Source organism: Streptomyces sp. E2N166, from assembly GCF_003671715.1.
In the GTDB taxonomy this organism is placed as follows: domain Bacteria; phylum Actinomycetota; class Actinomycetes; order Streptomycetales; family Streptomycetaceae; genus Streptomyces; species Streptomyces thinghirensis.
In genome coordinates this window covers 501,630-519,048 of sequence record NZ_RAIF01000031.1, presented here as the reverse complement: position 1 = coordinate 519,048, position 17,419 = coordinate 501,630, and the positions used below count along the sequence as shown (strand labels likewise).

The 17,419-nt window shown below is 73.1% G+C and carries 18 protein-coding genes and 1 pseudogene; 7 read left to right on the top strand and 12 right to left on the bottom strand.

Annotated features, from left to right (window positions below):
• The 3 genes and pseudogenes from EBH09_RS24395 to sigE all read right to left on the bottom strand — a co-directional run.
• Nucleotides 1-607 (bottom strand): annotated as a pseudogene (locus tag EBH09_RS24395) (protease); the annotation flags it as partial.
• 95 nt (nt 608-702) lie between these two features.
• Nucleotides 703-1,671 (bottom strand): zf-HC2 domain-containing protein, encoded by a 969-nt coding sequence (locus EBH09_RS24390; RefSeq protein ID WP_121749069.1) that lies wholly within the window; start codon nt 1,669-1,671, stop codon nt 703-705.
• Entirely contained in the window at nt 1,668-2,339 is a 672-nt protein-coding gene (gene sigE, locus EBH09_RS24385; RefSeq protein WP_121749068.1) for an RNA polymerase sigma factor SigE, read from the bottom strand. Before sigE ends, EBH09_RS24390 begins: the two co-directional genes overlap by 4 nt.
• Nucleotides 2,340-2,626: 287 nt before the next feature.
• Between sigE and EBH09_RS24380 the strand changes: the two genes are divergently transcribed.
• A complete protein-coding gene (locus EBH09_RS24380) occupies nt 2,627-3,325 on the top strand; it encodes an O-methyltransferase (protein ID WP_274595146.1) in 699 nt (232 codons plus the stop codon).
• Between the two features lie 117 nt (nt 3,326-3,442).
• On the opposite strand, the gene EBH09_RS24375 is transcribed toward EBH09_RS24380, so the two are convergent.
• Nucleotides 3,443-3,610: a DUF3117 domain-containing protein gene (locus EBH09_RS24375; protein WP_003966491.1), complete on the bottom strand. Its 168-nt coding sequence runs from the start codon at nt 3,608-3,610 to the stop codon at nt 3,443-3,445.
• A gap of 379 nt (nt 3,611-3,989) precedes the next feature.
• On the opposite strand from EBH09_RS24375, the gene EBH09_RS24370 reads away from it, so the two are divergent.
• Complete coding sequence (locus EBH09_RS24370; protein ID WP_121749066.1) at nt 3,990-4,793, top strand: enoyl-CoA hydratase-related protein; 804 nt, start codon at nt 3,990-3,992, stop codon at nt 4,791-4,793.
• A 79-nt stretch (nt 4,794-4,872) separates the two neighbouring features.
• Here the strand turns inward: EBH09_RS24370 and EBH09_RS24365 are convergent, their stop codons facing one another.
• Together EBH09_RS24365 and EBH09_RS24360 are read right to left on the bottom strand one after the other, a co-directional pair.
• A complete protein-coding gene (locus tag EBH09_RS24365; protein ID WP_121749065.1) occupies nt 4,873-5,484 on the bottom strand; it encodes a DNA-3-methyladenine glycosylase I in 612 nt (203 codons plus the stop codon).
• Nucleotides 5,481-5,840, bottom strand: a complete 360-nt coding sequence (locus EBH09_RS24360; RefSeq protein ID WP_121749064.1) for a DivIVA domain-containing protein — start codon at nt 5,838-5,840, stop codon at nt 5,481-5,483. Before EBH09_RS24360 ends, EBH09_RS24365 begins: the two co-directional genes overlap by 4 nt.
• 233 nt (nt 5,841-6,073) lie before the next feature.
• Between EBH09_RS24360 and folP the strand changes: the two genes are divergently transcribed.
• Entirely contained in the window at nt 6,074-6,934 is an 861-nt protein-coding gene (gene folP, locus EBH09_RS24355) for a dihydropteroate synthase (RefSeq protein ID WP_121749527.1), read from the top strand.
• Between the two features lie 52 nt (nt 6,935-6,986).
• Here folP and EBH09_RS24350 read toward each other — a convergent pair whose 3' ends face one another.
• Both EBH09_RS24350 and dapE read right to left on the bottom strand, forming a co-directional pair.
• Entirely contained in the window at nt 6,987-7,745 is a 759-nt protein-coding gene (locus tag EBH09_RS24350) for a TIGR00730 family Rossman fold protein (RefSeq protein ID WP_121749063.1), read from the bottom strand.
• Nucleotides 7,746-7,853: 108 nt separating this feature from the next.
• On the bottom strand, nt 7,854-8,933 hold the full coding sequence (dapE, locus tag EBH09_RS24345) for a succinyl-diaminopimelate desuccinylase (protein ID WP_121749062.1): 1,080 nt from the start codon (nt 8,931-8,933) through the stop codon (nt 7,854-7,856).
• 84 nt (nt 8,934-9,017) lie between these two features.
• Between dapE and EBH09_RS24340 the strand changes: the two genes are divergently transcribed.
• Nucleotides 9,018-10,004: a heavy metal transporter gene (locus tag EBH09_RS24340; protein ID WP_121749061.1), complete on the top strand. Its 987-nt coding sequence runs from the start codon at nt 9,018-9,020 to the stop codon at nt 10,002-10,004.
• A 322-nt stretch (nt 10,005-10,326) separates the two neighbouring features.
• Entirely contained in the window at nt 10,327-10,776 is a 450-nt protein-coding gene (locus EBH09_RS24335) for an ATP-binding protein (protein ID WP_121749060.1), read from the top strand.
• 143 nt (nt 10,777-10,919) lie between these two features.
• Here the strand turns inward: EBH09_RS24335 and EBH09_RS24330 are convergent, their stop codons facing one another.
• Complete coding sequence (locus tag EBH09_RS24330) at nt 10,920-12,017, bottom strand: bifunctional succinyldiaminopimelate transaminase/glutamate-prephenate aminotransferase (protein ID WP_121749059.1); 1,098 nt, start codon at nt 12,015-12,017, stop codon at nt 10,920-10,922.
• Nucleotides 12,018-12,150: 133 nt separating this feature from the next.
• Nucleotides 12,151-12,471 carry a ferredoxin gene (gene fdxA, locus EBH09_RS24325; protein WP_003973842.1) on the bottom strand — a complete coding sequence of 107 codons (321 nt, stop codon included), beginning with the start codon at nt 12,469-12,471 and terminating at the stop codon, nt 12,151-12,153.
• Between the two features lie 140 nt (nt 12,472-12,611).
• Here fdxA and EBH09_RS24320 point away from each other — a divergent pair, with 140 nt between their 5' ends.
• Nucleotides 12,612-13,661 carry a GNAT family N-acetyltransferase gene (locus EBH09_RS24320; protein ID WP_121749058.1) on the top strand — a complete coding sequence of 350 codons (1,050 nt, stop codon included), beginning with the start codon at nt 12,612-12,614 and terminating at the stop codon, nt 13,659-13,661.
• Nucleotides 13,662-13,691: 30 nt separating this feature from the next.
• A complete protein-coding gene (locus EBH09_RS24315) occupies nt 13,692-14,564 on the top strand; it encodes a transglutaminase-like domain-containing protein (protein ID WP_121749057.1) in 873 nt (290 codons plus the stop codon).
• Between the two features lie 54 nt (nt 14,565-14,618).
• Here EBH09_RS24315 and EBH09_RS24310 read toward each other — a convergent pair whose 3' ends face one another.
• The gene (locus EBH09_RS24310) at nt 14,619-17,030 is read right to left on the bottom strand and encodes a hypothetical protein (protein WP_121749056.1); all 2,412 of its coding nucleotides are present in this window, start codon (nt 17,028-17,030) and stop codon (nt 14,619-14,621) included.
• Between the two features lie 156 nt (nt 17,031-17,186).
• A partial coding sequence (locus EBH09_RS39210) for a DUF6113 family protein (protein WP_238697433.1) occupies nt 17,187-17,419 on the bottom strand: 233 nt, incomplete at its 5' end.

Sequence of the window (17,419 nt, the reverse complement as noted above, 5' to 3'; positions counted from 1 at the left end):
CGGGCACGGCACCCGGAGGCGGCGCGTCCGCCGTGGCCGGCGCGGACATCGCCCCCGGAGGCGGAGCCTGCGGCGGCACCGCGATCGCGCCGGTCGCGGGAAGCCCCGCCGCCACCGTGCCGTGCGCCGGCGTCGCGGCCGACGGATGCTGCACCGGCGGAGCGGGGGCCCAGGGGCCCGGCTCGCCGTACGGCGGGGTGCTGTACGGGTCGGGGTCGTGCAGCGGCTTGGGACGCTCGCCGACAGGCGCGACGGTCAGGCCGTCACCGTCGCCGTCGTCGACACGGCCGGAATCAGCGCCCGCACCCGCGTGCGGACCCGCACCGGCGCCCGCGCCCCCGTACGGGTCGGCGTACGTGGGTACGCCCGTCTCGGTCACCGGCCGGTCGAGTTCGTAGTCCCCTTCGTCGGCCACGCGGATCGGCACCGGGCGTTCCAGTTCGAAGTCGCCCCCGCCGGACCCGCCGGACCCGCCGGCCACGTCACCACCGTTGCCGGTGGTGTGGGCCGGGCGAGGGCGTTCCAGTTCGAAGTCGCCGTCGGTCGCGTCCTCGGACGAGCGGGGACGACTCCACCACTTCGCCTTCGTGGGCTTCCCCTCGTTCATGTTCTCCCCCGCAGCTGGCCGCAGATCGTCGGCTCCAAGGGCTCTGGTGCCACCCGAGATTCAATCAGGTTCCCGGGCCGGCGCGCAGATTCCGGTCAGGGAGCCGGACGGTGGGAGGCGGCGGGGGACGGGACCGGGTCGGGGACGGGCGCGGCGAACAGCCCTGGCGGCCTGACTTCGGGGACTGTCGACCAGGAGGACAGTGCCAGCGGCGGAACGGCTTCGAACGGACGTATCAGCGGGGACACGGCGGCGGCACCGGCCGTGACCGGCGTCGTCAGCTCACGCGCGGCCTGCTGCCGCGGATCGGCGCCGGTGGGGGCGGGCAGCCCGGGCAGCAGCGGCGCGGACATCGTGGTCGGGGCGACCGGGGTGTCGCCGAGCACCCGCTGCCCCTGGACCTGCCCGAGCAGCGGACCGCGGCGGCGCTGGTTCTCTGAGCCAGTGACCGCTCCCGCGCCCTGGGTGCGCATCGGCGTCACGTTGCTGCCGCTGCCGGAGCCGCGGGCCTCCGCCGTGGTGTCCGGCGTGCCGACGGTTACACCGCCCAGCGCGATCGCGGCCAGCGACACCGCGCCGGCGGCCGCGCAGGCGAACCGCAGGCCGCGCGAGGACGACCGCTCGGACTCGTGCCGGCTCACGTCGTGGATCCGGAAGCCCCTCCCCGGCGAGGCGGGCGACAGCACGGCGGAGTGCGGCCGTGCTGGCACGTAGTCGAACTCGAACCGCTCGCCGCGCTTCGTTCCGAAGACCCCGTCGAGGCCACCGGCGAATCCTCCGCCGCCCAGCGGCGAGCCGCCGCCGTCCGTGTCACCGCCCCCGGGAAGCCCCTGGAGACGGGCCAGGAAGCTCTCGGACGGGGCCGGCGGTGCCGCTTTCGCGAAGACGTTCTTCAGGCGGCGCTGCGCGTCCACCTCCGCCTTGCACTTCGGGCAGGTGGCCACGTGCGCCAGTACACGCTCACGCGTGTCGTGACCGAGCTCTCCGTCCACCAGGGCGGAGAGTCGGTCTCCCAGATGCTGCTCTGCGAGGTGTCCCTCGGATTCCGGCCGTGATCCACTCACGTGCTCGTGCCCCCTCCTCCCAGTGCGGGAACACGGGCCGCGAACGAGCGACGCTCGGCACGCGCCTTGGGAGACCGGTGCGCGAGTGCCTTGCGCAGCTGGGAGCGGCCGCGGTGGATCCGGGAGCGGACCGTACCGAGCTTGACGCCGAGGGTCGCTGCGATCTCCTCGTACGACAGCCCCTCGATGTCGCACAGGACCACGGCGGCGCGGAACTCGGGCGCGAGGGTGTCCAGCGCCTGCTGGACGTCCGCGTCGAAGTGGGCGTCGTGGAAGACCTGCTGCGGGTTGGGCTCCTTGCTGGGCAGCCGCTCGGCCGCGTCGTCGCCGAGCGCGTCGAAGCGGATGCGCTGCTTGCGGCGGACCATGTCCAGGAAGAGATTGGTGGTGATGCGGTGCAGCCAGCCCTCGAAGGTGCCCGGCGTGTAGGTCGACAGCGACCTGAAGACGCGGACGAAGACCTCCTGGGTGAGGTCCTCGGCGTCGTGCTGGTTGCCGGTGAGGCGGTAGGCGAGGCGGTAGACCCGGCCGCTGTGGGTGCTGACGATCTCCTCCCAGGTGGGCGGAGTCCACGCCTGCCCGTCCGCGTCGCTGGAGAAGGTCGCGGTGTGGGCGTGTCCCGTGGTGGGACCGTTCGCGTGGCTGTGGTCAGCAGCGGTGTCGTTCACGGATTTCGGCCTGCTTGCAGATCCGAGGAAGCGCCGCAGCACTCCTCCCCGATCCGCGGGTGCGGCCGCACCTCCCCTGTCGGCTCTGGTGGTGTCCAGTGGAGCCCCTACCATAGCCACCTCGCCCGTTAGCTCCGGATAAGCGGTTTTACGAGAATTTGATCTGGGTCGGCACGGCTCGTACGGCTGCGTCAGCACTTGCTGGGCACCCTGGTCCATCCGCCACCCCCGTCGAAGCCCCGGCCGCTCGGTCGTCTCTTTGCTCTCCCCTTTAAACGACCGGTCCCATCTGCGGGTTCCCGACGCCAACGGATACAGTCACGCCGAGGCAACGACGGGGACAGGAGAGGGTCATTACCGGCAACCGGCAGACGAGCTGGGCGTTCGCCGACGCCTATGTCGCCGAGGACGACGCGCTGCTCTGGGCACGCGACCGGGCCCGGGAGGCGGGCCTGCGTTCGGTGACTCCGGGCACGGGCTCCGCGCTGGGATTGCTCGCCGCCGCCGTGGACGCCAAGGCCGTCGCGGAGATCGGCACCGGCTGCGGCGTCTCCGGGATCCATCTGCTGCACGGCATGCGGCCGGACGGGGTACTGACCACGGTCGACCCGGAGCCGGAGCACCAGCAGTTCGCCCGCCAGGCCTTCCGGGCCGCGGGCTTCGCCAGCAACCGGGCCCGCTTCATTCCGGGCCGCGCCCTGGACGTCCTGCCCCGGCTCGCGGACGCCGGTTACGACCTGGTCTTCTGCGACGGCGACCGCCTGGAGTACCTGGACTACCTCGCTGAATCGTTGCGCCTGCTGCGCTCCGGAGGTCTCGTCGCCTTCGAGGGCGTCTTCGGCGCCGGCCGGACGATCGACTCCGGACCGCAGCCCACCGAGGTGCTGCGGCTGCGGGAAGTACTGCGCGCGGTGCGCGAGAGCCAGGAGCTGGTGCCCTCGCTGCTGCCGGTGGGCGACGGACTGCTGTGTGCCGTCAAACGGTGAACGACCGGCCCGAGGGCCCATGGGAAAAACCCGTGATCTCACGTGAAAAAAGAAAAACAATCACCCCGGCACCGTGTCCGGTACCGGGGCGACTGAACGGATATGGTCGCTCGCTCGTCAGCCGACGACCTTCTTGAGGGCGTCGCCGAGCGCGTCGGCCTCGTCGGGGGTCAGCTCGACGACGAGTCGACCGCCGCCTTCGAGCGGAACGCGCATGACGATGCCCCGCCCCTCCTTGGTCACCTCGAGCGGGCCATCGCCCGTCCGCGGCTTCATGGCCGCCATGCTCGTTCCCCTTCCTGATACCAGCTCACCGTCACCGCCGACGGCCCGTGAGGGCACGCGCAGTCCGGCATGGACGCGCGACACCGGCATCGAACACATTGCTTCCCAGCCATTATCCCGCATCCCAGGACCCGATGACCAACATCGGTCGGCATCGCTTGGGCAACGCGCGCGAGCAAAACCACTCAATTCGGCGATGTGACTGCGATACTGCGCGCCCCCGACCACTTCCGCCGAATGGATACGGACCGGAATTCTTTGACGCAGGTCACATCTCCCGAGCGATCCGTTGCCGGTGATCTCCGTCATGCTGTGTCCCGGACACAGACGTCCGACCCACACGTACGACCCACACGTACGACGACGCGGAGGGGAACCCATGGCCGACACCGTGCTCTACGAGGTGAGCGACGGGCTCGCGACGATCACGCTGAACCGCCCCGAGGCGATGAACGCGCTGAACATCGAGACCAAGGTCGCGCTCAGGGAGGCGGTGCGCTCCGCGGCGGGGGACGACGCCGTACGGGCGGTCCTGCTGACCGCGGCCGGGGAGCGGGCGTTCTGCGTGGGCCAGGACCTCAAGGAGCACATCGGGCTGCTGGCCTCCGACCGGGAAACGGGCTCGGGCCAGACCATGAGCACGGTCAGCGAGCACTACAACCCGATCGTGCGGGCGCTCACCGAGGCCGGGAAGCCGGTGGTCGCCGCCGTGAACGGCGTGGCGGCCGGGGCGGGCTTCGGCTTCGCGCTCGCGGCGGACTACCGGATCGTCGCGGACACGGCGGCCTTCAACACGTCCTTCGCCGGGGTCGCGCTCACCGCCGACTCGGGCGTCTCCTGGACGCTGCCGCGGGTCGTCGGCCCCGGACGCGCCGCCGACCTGCTGTTCTTCCCGCGCAGCATCGGCGCCCGGGAGGCGTACGAACTGGGCATCGCCAACCGGGTCGTACCCGCCGCCGACCTGCGCGCCGAGGCCGAGCAGACGGCGCGGGCACTGGCGGAGGGGCCGACGGTGGCGTACGCGGCGCTGAAGGAGGCGGTGGCGTACGGACTGACGCACTCGCTCTCCGAGACGCTGGACAAGGAGGACGAACTGCAGTCCCGGGCGGGTTCCTCGGAGGACCACGCGATCGCGGTGCGGGCGTTCGTCAACAAGGAGAAGCCGCGCTACCTGGGCAAGTGAGCCAGTGCTCGTCGGCCGCGGTGGCCGTCCCCGGGGGCTGCCGTCCGCGGCCCCCGCTCCGGCCTGGACGGCCTCGTCCTCAGACTCCCCCGGAGGGGGTGCCGGACAGGCTCTCGCGCGCCACGCAGGATTCCAGGTGGTCGTCGACCAGTCCGCACGCCTGCATCAGCGCGTAGGCCGTCGTCGGGCCGACGAAGCGCAGGCCCCGCTTCTTCAGGGCCTTGGACAGCGCAGTGGACTCCGGTGTGACGGCCGGGACGTCGGCGAGGGTCTTCGGTACCGGGCGCCCGTCCGGGTCCGGGGCGTGCGACCAGATCAGCTCGTCCAGCTCACCGGGGGCCCACTCGGCCAGCACCCGGGCGTTGGCGAGGGTCGCGTCGATCTTGGCTCGGTTCCGGATGATGCCCGCGTCGGCGAGCAGGCGTTCGCGGTCCTCATCGGTGAAGGCCGCCACCTCGGCGATCTCGAAGCCGGCGAAGGCGGCGCGGAAGCCGGGACGGCGGCGCAGGATGGTGATCCAGGACAGGCCGGACTGGAAGGCCTCCAGGCTGAGGCGTTCGTACAGGGCGTCGTCGCCGTGTACCGGGCGGCCCCATTCCTCGTCGTGGTACGTCACGTAGTCCGCGGTGGACAGGGCCCAGGGGCAGCGCGGCGCGCCGTCCGGTCCGGCGACGGCCTCCCCGGCGCTCACCGCTGCTCCTCCTGGGCCGGCTTCTCCATGGAGACGTGCTGGTGGGCGCCGGCGGCCCGGGCGCCGGCCAGCGCGGACTCCAGGTCGGCGATGCGGGCGTCGCGCTCGGCCAGCTCGGCGCCGAGGCGGCCGAGGGCGTCGTCGACGTCCGCCATGCGGTAGCCGCGGGCGGCGAGCGGGAAGCGGAGGCGTTCCACGTCCGCGCGGCCCACCGGGCGGTCCGGGGGCAGGGAGTCCCGCAGTCGCTCGGGGGCGGCGTCGGGCAACGGCCCGCTGTCGCCGCCGCTCACCACGGCGAGCGTCACCGCGGCGACCACGACGGCCAGCGCGACGACGAGGAAGAGGAACATGACCATCGCTGAGGCCCCCATGGTCGGGTCGAGCGCGGCGATCGCGTGGGTTCGAGGATTCGACGGATCGCGTGGCTGCTTGGATCGGAGTCGGAACCAGGTTCCGAGTCGGAGTCGGTTGTGTCGGGTCCGATCGTGCCATGCGAGTCTGACAGTCGGGGCCGCAGGCGGTCGAAGGCCGCCCCGAGGTCGATTCGGCGGAACGTGAGAACGGTATGGACGAGGAGATGTCACAGGGGATGCTCAGGCTGGGCAGGCGTGAATTCACGGCGCACGAGCCGGTGATCATGGCGATCGTGAACCGGACCCCGGACTCCTTCTACGACCAGGGGGCGACCTTCCGCGACGAGCCCGCCCTCGCGCGTGTGGAGCAGGCGGTGGCCGAGGGCGCCGCGATCATCGACATCGGCGGAGTGAAGGCCGGGCCCGGGGACGAGGTGTCGGCCGAGGAGGAGGCGCGGCGGACGGTGGGGTTCGTCGCGGAGGTGCGGCGGCGGTTCCCGGACGTCGTGATCAGCGTGGACACCTGGCGGCACGAGGTGGGCGAGGCCGTGTGCGAGGTGGGGGCCGACGTGCTGAACGACGCGTGGGGCGGCGTCGACCCGAAGCTCGCGGAGGTCGCCGCGCGGTACGGGGTGGGGCTGGTGTGCACACACGCCGGCGGCGCCGAGCCGCGGACCCGGCCGCACCGGGTGACGTACGACGACGTCATGGCCGACATCCTGAAGGTGACGCTGGGGCTGGCCGAGCGGGCGGTGGCGCTGGGGGTGCCGCGGGAGTCGGTGCTGATCGATCCCGGCCACGACTTCGGGAAGAACACCCGGCACAGCCTGGAGGCGACGCGGCGGCTCGGGGAGATGGTGGACACGGGGTGGCCGGTGCTGGTGTCCCTGTCCAACAAGGACTTCGTCGGGGAGACGCTGGACCGGCCCGTGAAGGAGCGGGTGCTGGGGACGCTGGCGACGACGGCGGTGTCGGCGTGGCTGGGGGCGCGGGTGTACCGGGTGCACGAGGTGGCGGAGACGCGGCAGGTGCTGGACATGGTCGCGACCATCGCGGGACACCGGGAGCCCGCCGTCGCCAGGCGGGGACTGGCCTAGGCACCGGCTCGGGCGCCAGGGGGCTTCGCCCCCTGGCGCTGCCGGCCCGTGCCTACCGCCCCGCCTCCTTGGAGACCAGGGCGACCGCCTCGTCCACGTCGTCCGTGACGTGGAAGAGCAGGAGGTCCTTCTCCGCGGCCTTGCCCTGGGCGACCAGGGTGCCGCGGAGCCAGTCGACCAGGCCGCCCCAGTACTCGGAGCCGAACAGGACGATGGGGAAGCGGGTCACCTTCTGGGTCTGCACCAGGGTGAGTGCCTCGAAGAGTTCGTCGAGGGTGCCGAGGCCGCCGGGCAGGACCACGAAACCCTGCGCGTACTTCACGAACATCATCTTGCGGACGAAGAAGTACCGGAAGTTCAGGCCGATGTCGACGTACGGGTTGAGTCCCTGCTCGAAGGGCAGCTCGATGCCGAGGCCGACCGACGTGCCCTGCGCCTCCAGGGCGCCCTTGTTGGCCGCTTCCATGGCGCCGGGCCCGCCGCCGGTGATGACCGCGAAGCCGGCCTCCACCAGGCCGCGGCCGAGCCGCACGCCCGCCTCGTACTCCGGTGAGTCCGCCGCCGTACGGGCGGAGCCGAAGACACTGATCGCGGGCGGCAGTTCGGCGAGGGTGCCGAAGCCCTCGATGAACTCCGACTGGATGCGCAGGACGCGCCAGGGGTCGGTGTGGACCCAGTCGGTCGGGGCACGTTCGTCCAGCAGGCGCTGGTCCGTGGTGCTCTTCTGCACCTGACCCCGCCGCCGGAGGACAGGGCCCAGGCGCTGCTCCTCCGGTGGCCGCCTCTTGCCCTCGGGGTTGCCGGTAGCCATGCGCGCTCCCTCCAGTTGCAGGTTCTTCCACCTCAGCGTAGATCTACGCGGGTTACGTACGAGGGACCTGAGCATGTCCGTCACGCAGCGGCGTAAACCCGGTGTGGATCACGCGGTCAGCCAGGACCGCAGGCGCTCCTCCCCCGCGAGGATCTTCGCCGTCTCGACCCGCTCGTCGCGCTTGTGCGCCAAGTGCGGGTTGCCCGGGCCGTAGTTGACCGCGGGGACGCCCAGTGCGGAGAAGCGCGACACATCCGTCCAGCCGTACTTGGGCCGCGGGGTGCCGCCCACCGCCTCGATGAAGGCCGCCGCGGCCGGGTGGGAGAGCCCCGGCAGGGCCGCGCCGCTGTGGTCGTCGACCACGAACTCCGCCACCCCGCAGTCCGCGAAGACCTCCCGCACGTGGGCGAGGGCCTCCTCGGGGGTGCGGTCCGGGGCGTAGCGGAAGTTGACCGTGACCACGCACTCGTCGGGGATGACGTTGCCCGCGACCCCGCCCGTGACGCCGACCGCGTTCAGGCCCTCGCGGTACTCCAGGCCGTCGATGACCGGGTAGCGGGGCTCGTAGGCCGCCAGGCGCGCGAGGATCGGGGCGGCGGCGTGGATGGCGTTGGAGCCCATCCAGGAGCGCGCTGAGTGCGCCCGCTCCCCCGTCGTCCTCAGCAGCACCCGCAGCGTGCCCTGGCAACCGCCCTCCACCTGGCCGTCCGACGGTTCGAGAAGCACCGCGAAGTCGCCCTCCAGCCACTCGGGGTGGGCCTCGGCGACGTGCTTGAGGCCGTTCAGCTCGGCGGCGACCTCCTCGTTGTCGTAGAAGACGAAGGTCAGGTCGCGGTTGGGGGCCGGGACGGTCGCCGCGATGCGCAGCTGGACCGCGACGCCCGCCTTCATGTCGCAGGTGCCGCAGCCCCACAGGACGCCGTCCTCGTCGAGCCGGGACGGGACGTTGCCGGCGATCGGGACGGTGTCGATGTGGCCGGCCAGGATCACGCGCTCCGCCCGGCCCAATTCCGTACGGGCCACCACGTTGTTGCCGTACCGCTCGACCGACAGGTGCGGCAGGGCGCGCAGGGCGCTCTCGATCGCGTCCGCGAGCGGCTCCTCGGTGCCGCTCTCGGAGGGGAAGTCGACGAGCCGCGCGGTGAGCTCCGCGGCGTCCAGCGTGAGGTCAAGCGGGGTATCGGCCATGGCCCCGACCCTAACGCCCCTGCTCTTTCAGGCACTGTCCGTACCCGGCGGACACCACTCCCTACCCTCCAGTACCTTGTACGCGTGCTTCAGCCGTCGCCATCCCGCAAACGCCATGGCCGCCTTCTGCGTTCCGGCGCGGCCTTCGTGGTCCTGCTCGCGGTCGCCGGGTACCTCACGGTGCAGTACGTCACCGGGGGCGCCCCGGGCTGCGAGGTCGTCTCGGCCGAGGACGACCGGACGGCCTACGAGTTCACGCCGGAGCAGGCGGTGAACGCGGCGACGATCACCGCCGTGGGCACCGCGCGCGACCTGCCGGAGCGGGCGGTGACGATCGCGCTGGCGACCGCGCTGCAGGAGTCGGCGCTGCGCAACATCGACTACGGCGACCGCGACTCGCTCGGTCTGTTCCAGCAGCGCCCCTCCCAGGGCTGGGGCACCCCGAAGGAGATCATGGACCCGGCCTACTCGGCGGCCAAGTTCTACGACGAGCTGGTCGAGGTGCCCGGCTACACCCGCCTCCCGCTGACCGTCGCCGCCCAGCGCGTGCAGCGCAGCGGCTTCCCGGAGGCCTACGCCAAGCACGAGACGGACGCCAGGCTGCTCGCCGCCGCGCTGACCGGACGGTCCGCGGCGACGCTGACCTGCGAGGGACGCCCCGGTGCGGCCCGGGCCCAGGGTCCGGACGCGGTTCGCGCGGCGCTCGTACGGGACTTCGGGCAGGACGTGCTCCGGTCGGCCGGAGCAGCCGTGGACGGCGCCTCCGCGACGCCCACCGCCTCGCCCGCACGGGGCACGGGCGGCGCGGGCGCCACGGGCGGCTCCGACGGCCGTACCGTGACGCTGCCCGTGACCGGCTCGGGTGCGCAGGAGCGCCTCGGTCAGCGCGGCTGGCAGCTGGCGCACTGGGCGGTGGCCAACGCCACCTCGCTGCGCATCGAACGGGTCTCCTACGCGGGCCGGGAGTGGACCGCGGGAAGCACCGACAACAAGTGGCGTCCGGCGGAGCCGGGCGGCACCGGCGGCGCCGAGCGGGCCGCGGGAGCCGTCCGCATCACCTCCGCGCGGTAGCGCTCGCCCGTACGGGCCGTCACTCCTGGGAGTTACCCGCACCGGCGTCGGGTCGACGCGGTGCGCGGGTTTTCCGGTCATCACTCGCGCATCCTCCGGAGCCCGGGAACAACAAGGGCTGTAAGGATTCGGCAGACTTTCCGACCGGCGCCCTTTTGCCCGTTTTTCTGTGCACCTGATAATGCGACACATTACCAACTCTTTACTTTGTGCCGCCGCAACCTTCGTGGCCTTCGAGCGGTAGTCACTGCGTCCGAGCCCGGTCGATCACTCGCCGGGCACGGTCGGATTACTCATCACTGACTTCCGTCGAAGGAGCATCATGTCCCTCCCCCTGACCCGCCGGATCGCCCGTGCCGCGCTGCTCGTCGCTGCGGGAGCGGCTGCCGGGGTCGGTGCGGCCGGCTCCGCCAGCGCGGCTCCCGAACTGCCCGCCACCCCGAACCTCGGGGGACTGACCGCCCTGGACGGGGCGAACGTCGGCAACACCGTGGACGCCGCGGCACAGAACGTCACCGAGACCGCCGGCGACACCGGCGGCAAGGCCGTCAAGAAGACCGTGCCGGCCGCGGGCAAGACCGGCGGCTCGGTCGTCAAGAAGACCACCCCGGTGGCCCAGAAGACCGCCGGGGACGCGGCGGGCTCCGCCGGGGAGATCGTCGGGGACACCGCGGGGACCGCCACCGAGGGCGGGCTGCCGACGGACGCGCTGGGCAAGGGCGGGCTGCCGGCCACCGGTTCGCTGCCGGTGCAGGGGCTGCCGCTCGGCTGACGGCTGCCGCACCCCCGCTCGTACGGCGCCGGGGCCCAGGATTCGCTTCCTGGGTCCCGGCGTTTCGCGTGCCTAATCGACGCGGCGGGCGTGCGCCGGCCGGCAGACGTGCGCCGACCGGTGCCCGACACCGGTCAGGCCCGTCAGGCCGTCAGGCGCTCCACCGCCGCGCGGACGCGCTCGTCCGTGGCCGTGAGGGCTACGCGGACGAAGTTCGCGCCGGCCGGGCCGTAGAAGTCGCCGGGAGCCGCCAGGATGCCGCGCTCGGCCAGGTGGGCCACCGTGTCCCAGCATGACTCGTCGCGGGTGGCCCAGAGATAGAGGCTGGCCTCGCTGTGCTCGATGCGGAAGCCGTGGCCGAGGAGCGCCTCGCGCAGGGCCGTGCGGCGGGCCGCGTAGCGCTCGCGCTGGACGCGGACGTGCTCGTCGTCGCCGAGGGCCGCCACCACGGCCGCCTGGGTCGGCGCGGACGTCATCATGCCGCCGTGCTTGCGGATCTCCAGGAGGGGCCCCAGGACGGCCGGGTCGCCCGCCAGGAAGGCCGCGCGGTAGCCGGCGAGGTTGGAGCGCTTGGAGAGCGAGTGGACGGCCACCAGGCCGTCGTAGGAGCCGCCGTTGACGTCCGGGTGCAGGACGGAGACCGGGTCGGCCTCCCACCCCAGCTCCAGGTAGCACTCGTCGGAGACGACGAGGATGCCGTGCCCACGGGCCCAGGCCACGACGCGGGTCAGGTCGGCCCGCGACAGGACCCTGCCGGTGGGGTTGGACGGGGAGTTGAGCCAGAGGAGCTTCAGGCCCGTCGGGTCCAGCTCCGTCGGATCGTCGTACGCCTCGTACTCCGCGCGGGCCAGGCGCGCGCCGACCTCGTACGTCGGGTAGGCCAGGCGCGGGAACGCCACCCGGTCGCCGGGGCCGAGGCCCAGCTGGGTGGGGAGCCAGGCGACGAGTTCCTTGGAACCGACGACGGGCAGGACGTGGCGGTGGGTGACGTCGCGGGCGCCGAGGCGGCGCCCGACCCAGCCGGTGATCGCGTCGCGCAGTGCCGGGGTGCCCCAGACGGTCGGGTAGCCCGGGGAGTCCGCCGCGTCGATCAGGGCTTTCCGGATCAGCTCGGGGACCGGGTCGACCGGGGTGCCGACGGAGAGGTCGACGATGCCGTCCGGATGCGCGGCGGCCGTCTTCTTGTACGGCCCCAGCCTGTCCCAGGGGAAGGCCGGAAGGCGGTCGGAGACTGCGGACACGGTTACTGGCTCACTTTCTTCGGTGCGGCCGGTGCTGCCTGTGCGGTTCCAGGGCGAAACGCCTCGGTCCCGTACGGCACCGATCGGGGGCGATCAGCCGTACGGGACCGAGGCGGCGCGGCGCGGGCCGCTCCTACTGGTTCTGCGGCGGCAGCGCGGCGACGAAGGGATGGTCGCGCTCGATCAGCCCCAGCTTGCTGGCGCCGCCGGGCGAGCCGAGCTCGTCGAAGAACTCGACGTTCGCCTTGTAGTAGTCCTTCCACTCCTCCGGAGTGTCGTCCTCGTAGAAGATCGCCTCGACCGGGCAGACCGGCTCACAGGCACCACAGTCGACGCATTCGTCCGGGTGGATGTACAAGGACCGCTGGCCCTCGTAGATGCAGTCGACCGGGCACTCCTCGATGCACGCCTTGTCCTTCACGTCGACACAAGGCTGCGCGATGACGTAGGTCACGCTGTCGTTCCTCCTCGATTGGGCGCTGGCGGGCCTCCTCAGGCTCCGCCGCCTGGCGCGCGGGAGCGCGGCGTCGTCGATGCCCGCCCCTAGTATCTCCGTTCTTGGGCATGATCCGAACAGGAGGGGTGAACCGACCCGTGGAAATCTCTGCCGCAGGGCGCCTTGAGGTCCGTATCACCGTTGCTGACGTGGGCAAACGAGTCTCCGTGCGGCGCTTGAGCGAACCGGGTGTCGCGGGTGAGAAGTTCACCGACACGGTGGGTGTTCTCACATCATGGGACAACGGTGTGCTGCGGATCACACGGAAGAATGGCGAGTCGGTCCGTGTCCCGGAGTCCGCGCTGGTCGCGGGCAAGGTCGTGCCGTCGGCGCCGGCGCGGCGGCGCGGTCCCGCCGCCTCGTACGAGGAGCTGGCGCGAGTGGCCGCGCGGGCCTGGCGGCCGGTGGAGAGCGAGCGGCTCGGTGAGTGGGAGCTTCGGGCGGCCGCCGGGTTCACACGGCGGGCCAACTCCGTGCTCCCCCTCGGCGATCCGGGGCTGCCGCTGGACGAGGCGCTGACCGCCGTACGACGCTGGTACGCCGAACGGGGTCTGCCCGCGTACGTCCAGACCGCCACCGGGGCCGAGGGCACGCAGGAGCCGCTGTGCGCGGAGCTGGAGCGGCGGGGCTGGGTACGGGAGGTGACGGCCGAGGTGTGGACCGGCGGGGTGGCGCAGGTCGCCGACCTGTCGGAGGGGACCGGCGTGGTCCTGTCCCGGGAGGCGGACGAGGCGTGGCTGGCGCGATACCAGCGCAAGGGCGTGAGCGAGGTGGCCCTGCGGGTCCTGGGCCGGGGGTCCCCCCGCGCGAGCGAGGCCGAGCGTGGGGGAGGACCGTCCGTGTGGTTCGCGACGGTGCCCGGTGCGGACGCGGCAGCCCCGGCGGCGATCGGGCGGTGTGTCGTGGACGGCCGGTGGGTCTCCTTCGGGGCCGTCGAGGTCGACCCCGCGCAGCGGCGCCGGGGGCTGGCGACCGCCGTGATGGCCGCGCTGGCCCGGCGGGCGCTCGAGGAGGGCGCGTCGGCGGCGTGGCTCCAGGTCGAGACGGACAACGCGGGGGCGCGGGCGCTGTACGCCGGGATGGGCTTCGCGGCGCATCACGCGTATCACCACTACCGGGAGCCCGCGAGCGCCGGGACGGACCGGTAACCGATCGCCGTGGAAGGGCACGAGCAAGCTATGCGTCACCCACGTTCTCCGCATCCCCCGTCGCCGGATCGCTCCGCCGAGCTGCGACGGCGGTTCGCCGAAGAGGCACGCTCCGAGCGGCCCGACCTGGCCACGCTGTGCCTGCTGGTGGGCGCGGAGGCGGACGGGTCGCTGGACGAGGCGGGGCTGGACGCCGCGCAGATGGAGCTCGACCGGCTGGCCGGACAGCTGCCGTTCCGGCCGGGGTCGCCGTCGGCCTGGGCGGCGGCGCTGCGGGACCTGCTCGGCGAGCGGTACGGCTTCCACGGGGTCGCCGCGGACTACCAGCGGCTTGAGTCGTCGTTGCTGCACGAGGTGCTGCGGCGCTGGCGCGGGCTGCCGATCATGCTGTCGGTGGTGTGGCTGGAGGTGGCCCGGCGGGCGGGGGCGCCGGTGTACGGGGTCGCGCTGCCGGGGCACTTCGTGGTCGGGTTCGGGGCGGAGTCCGGACCGGAGGAGGGACGGGTGCTCGCCGATCCGTTCGACGGGGGCCGGCTGCTCAGCGGGAACGACGCGGAGGTGCTGGTGGCGGGGGTGACGGGGGCCGCCCTGCGTCCGTCGATGCTGGAGCCCGCGGCGCCGTTGGAGGTGGTGTCGCGCATCCTGAACAACATCCGGGCGTGGGCGGCGGCCCGGCCCGAACGGTCGGATGTCGGGCTGTGGGCACTCGATCTGGCGTTGCTGCTGCCCGCGCATGCGGCGCGGCTGCGGTACGAGCGGGCCCGGTTGCTGGTGCAGCGGGGGGAGTTCTCGGCGGGGGCCGGGGAGTTGGAGGCGTACGCGGAGGTTGTGGGAGCGGTGGACGAGGCGGTCGCGGAGCAGGTCCGGGGGGAGGCGCGGACGGCTCGCGCCATGCTCAACTGAGGCCGCGAGGGGGCGTCCGGCGAGTGCCGGGCGCCCCCTCGTGGAGTGGCGTCGTCAGCTGGGGTCGGTCTCGATGACCGCCACGCGGTCGGTCTCGCTCTTCAGGGCCTGGCGCAGGGCGCCGTAGACGTCCTCGGGGGTGACGGGCGTCTTCTCACCGTTGGCGCGGGTGATGAGCACGCCGTCGAACGTCCCGCCGTACAGTTCCTTCAGGGCGTTGAGGTCGGGCTTGTCGACGAGTTTGCCGTTGACTGCCGTGACCCGGAGGAACTTCCACAGCGACTTCTCCGGGCTCATCAGGATGGAGTGCGCGGCGTCGGTCCGCACGGTCACCTTCGCCGACATCGCCGGCTCGGCGAACTCCTTCATGATCCGGTCGACCTCGGCCTTGGAGACCGTGGGCTGCTGGGTGGTCGTCGGCACGTTCACCGGGGTGGCGGTGCCCGTCTCCACCTGGGCGCGGTACGCCTCCTGCACGGCCTCGGTCGATTTGGCGACGTCGATGCCCTTGCCGGCCTTGCCGTACACGGGGACGGCCTTGCCGGACTCGAACTTCACGGTGCCCTCGGTCACCGATCCGGCCCCGCCGGCGGCGTCCTCCAGAGCGGCGTGCAGCTTCTCCTCGTCGACGGGCATGACGGGGTCGACGACACGCTGCTGGCCGAGGAGGGAGCCGAACACGGACATCGGGTTGTAGTCGCTCTTCGCCGCCGCGCTGGCCGTGGCCTGCGTGTCCAGCTGGAGCCCCGCCTGGTCCGGCTTCAGGGAGACCGTCTCGCCGCCGACCGTGAGCTTGAGCGGCTTGCTCGCGCGGGCGGAGAGGACGTCGTCCAGCTTCTCGACGGCGTCGTCGCGCGTGCCGCCGCCGATGTCGACGCCGAGCACGGTGGTGCCCTTCGGCACGTCGGAACGGTTCATGAGCAGGCCGGCGCCGTAGGTGACACCGGCGACGAAGACCAGGCCGCCGACGAGCAGCGGGAGCTTCCCGCGGCCCTTCTTCTTGGCCGGCTTGGCGGAGCCGGCCGGGGGCGCGGAGACCGGCTCGGGCAGCTTCGGGGGCGTGTGCGGCAGCGGTCCGTCGGCGGACGCGCCCTGGAACGGCGCGTTCCGGTCGGTCGGCACGACGGGGATGCCGCTGGTGACGGTGTTCCCGGAGACGTTGTCCGGGTTGCCGTAGCCGGGAGCGCCCGGCCCGGGGGCCGGCTTCTGCGGGGTGAGGATCGCGGTGTCGTCGCTGAGCCCGCCGCCGGGGCCGAGACGGGTGGCGTCGGCGCCGGGGCCGGGGCCGGGGCCCTGCAGCCTGCCCGGGCCAGCGGGACCACCCGGCCCACCGGGACCGCCAGGACCGCCAGGACCACCCGGGCCGGGATCGCCAGGACCACCGGGACCACCCGGACCGCCCAGGCCGTTCGGTGCGGGCCCGCGCTGTCCGCTGGGCGCGCCGGGGCCGCCGGGCGTCCTGGGCCGGCCCAGATCGCCGAGATCGCCGACCGGGGGCGGCGTCAGCCGGCTGTCGCCGGTGACCGGGCCGCTCGTCGCGCCCGCGGGTCCCTGGGTGTCACCGTACGGGGACTGCCCGTTCGGGCCGTTCTGCCCGCTGCGGGGGCCGGGTCCCTGGTCGCCCTGCCCGTTCTCCGAGAAGTACGGCAGGTCGTCGCGGCGCGGTTCGGCGCCGCCGTCGGAGCCCGGGCGGGTGCCGTTGCCGTTGCCGTTGCCCAGCGGTCCGGCAGCCAGCGCCTCGGTCACGTCGAAGGAGCCGGTGCCGCCACCGTGTCCGGGCGCCACGGGTCCGCCCGTCGCCCCGGAGAGACCGGCACCGCCCGGGGCGCCGGGCCGGGACCCGCCCAGCACGTTCATGGAGCCGACGACGCCACCGGGACGGCCACTCCCGCCGCCCGGCCGCGCACCGGCACCGGAAGCACCGGCACCCGGTCCCGCGGCACCCGCGGGGCCTGCGGGGCCTGCGGAGGGCGTGCCCGGCGTACCGGCCGCCGCACCGGAACCCCCGGGCAGACCGGCGCCGTTGGCGGAGCCGCCGCCCTGAGCGCCCTTGGCCGGGCCGGACTTGCGCGGCGCGAACCAGTCGCTGGCCGGCTTGTCCTCCGTCGGCCGGGCGGGCTGCCCCGGCTCGGCGGGGTCCTCGACGGCGCCCGCGGGCTCCGCGGCGCTCGGTGCCGGTGCGGGCCGCTCGGCCGACGTCTCCGTGTCACCGGCGGCGCCCTCGGCGTCCGCGACGGGCTTGCGCACGACGACCGGCGGGATGGGCCGCGATCCCGGGATGTTGATCCGGATTCGGGTCGTCAGCGTCGTCTCGGTCTTGCGCTCCTCCGGCCGCGAGGCCGAACGGCCCGCGTCCGCACCGGCGTCGGAAGCCGTGGGTGTCCCGTAGGGCGGGGTGCCCGACGGGTATGCGGCTCCGCCGCGCCCGTGGGGCCCGGAGGACGAACTGTCAGTTTCACGACTCAAGGCAGGTTCTCCCGGTTGGCTCCGCCGCCCGGCACACCAGAAAGCGGGCGGCTCGGCGGCGCGCACCACCATACTGGCCACCTCTCGCGCGTATCCCGTGACCGCCGGGGAAACCCACACCGGACTCGCACGCCCGCACCGCGGCGAAGTAGTACGTCACTTGCCAAGTCGGACGGCGCCGCCGTCCGGTTGCCGCACCGGCGTGAGGGTGGCGCACATCACAGCGACGGCGATCCCGCCGAGCAGGAAGAGGTACGAGCCGCTGCCGGCCGCGAAGAGGAAGTCGCCCTCGGGACGGCTGGTCGTGAGCAGGACCACGGCGAGCGCCCAGCCCGCGGCGGGCGCGACGGCCCCGCCCCGGCGGCCCACGGCCCGGCCCGCTCCGACGC

What these genes read in the sequence shown, in the direction of transcription:
- EBH09_RS24350 (WP_121749063.1), bottom strand. Translation starts at nt 7,745, where the DNA reads ATGGCTACCGGCAACCCCGAGGGCAAGAGGCGGCCACCGGAGGAGCAG.
- EBH09_RS24360 (WP_121749064.1), bottom strand. Translation starts at nt 5,840, where the DNA reads ATGGTCATGTTCCTCTTCCTCGTCGTCGCGCTGGCCGTCGTGGTCGCC.
- folP (WP_121749527.1), top strand. Translation starts at nt 6,074, where the DNA reads ATGCTCAGGCTGGGCAGGCGTGAATTCACGGCGCACGAGCCGGTGATC.
- dapE (WP_121749062.1), bottom strand. Translation starts at nt 8,933, where the DNA reads ATGGCCGATACCCCGCTTGACCTCACGCTGGACGCCGCGGAGCTCACC.
- EBH09_RS24315 (WP_121749057.1), top strand. Translation starts at nt 13,692, where the DNA reads ATGCGTCACCCACGTTCTCCGCATCCCCCGTCGCCGGATCGCTCCGCC.
- EBH09_RS24335 (WP_121749060.1), top strand. Translation starts at nt 10,327, where the DNA reads ATGTCCCTCCCCCTGACCCGCCGGATCGCCCGTGCCGCGCTGCTCGTC.
- EBH09_RS24370 (WP_121749066.1), top strand. Translation starts at nt 3,990, where the DNA reads ATGGCCGACACCGTGCTCTACGAGGTGAGCGACGGGCTCGCGACGATC.
- EBH09_RS24375 (WP_003966491.1), bottom strand. Translation starts at nt 3,610, where the DNA reads ATGGCGGCCATGAAGCCGCGGACGGGCGATGGCCCGCTCGAGGTGACC.